At 64.7% G+C, this 873-nt stretch carries 1 protein-coding gene; it reads left to right on the top strand.

What is annotated here, in order from left to right; all coding sequences use genetic code 11:
• Nucleotides 1-873: RNA-guided endonuclease InsQ/TnpB family protein (locus Q673_RS22145; RefSeq protein WP_023004831.1), on the top strand; the 873-nt coding region annotated here is incomplete at both ends.

Here is an 873-nt window from a genome sequence, read left to right on the forward strand (position 1 = left end):
CAAGCGGGCCGACTTCCCGCGCTTCAAGAAGAAGGGCCGGCGCGACAGCTTTCGCTATCCCGATCCCAAGCAGATTCGGCTCGACCAGGGCAATCGCCGGCTGTACCTGCCCAAGCTCGGCTGGTTGCGCTTCCGCAAGAGCCGTGAGGTGCTGGGAGCGGTCAAGAACGTCACGGTCAGCCAGTCGGCGGGCCGATGGTTCGTCTCGATCCAGACGGAACGCGAGGTCGCGGTGCCGGCACCCACTGGCGGCGCCGTGGGCATCGACCTGGGGGTGGCGCGGTTCGCCACACTCTCCGATGGCAGCTTCCTGGCGCCCCTCAATAGTTTCAGAAAGCACCAGGCGGCGCTGCGCAAGGCGCAGCAAGCCATGAGCCGCAAGGTCAAGTTCAGCCACAACTGGAAGAAGGCCAAGGCCCGCGTCCAGAAGGTTCAGTCTCGCATCGCCAATGCCCGGCGCGACTACCTGCACAAGGCTTCCGCCACGATCAGCCAAAACCACGCGCTCGTGGTGCTGGAAGACCTACAGGTTAGCAACATGTCGCGCTCGGCCAGAGGCAGTGTCGAGCAGCCCGGCCGCCACATCCGCCAGAAGTCCGGCCTCAACCGTGCGGTCCTCGACCAGGGCTGGTACGAGTTTCGACGCCAACTCGACTACAAGCTGGCCTGGCGTGGGGCGCATCTGGTCGTCGTGCCACCGCACAACACCAGCCGCACCTGCCCCGAGTGCGGGTGTGTCGCCGCAGAAAACCGGCGTAGTCAGGCACGGTTTGTCTGTATCGAATGCGGCTTTGCGGCCAATGCCGATCATGTCGGCGCCATCAATGTGTTAAGGGCGGGGCACGCCCGGTTAGCCTGTGAAGTGAGTGGTGC

This window comes from Halomonas sp. PBN3 (assembly GCF_000475415.1).
Classification (GTDB): Bacteria; Pseudomonadota; Gammaproteobacteria; order Pseudomonadales; family Halomonadaceae; genus Halomonas; species Halomonas shengliensis.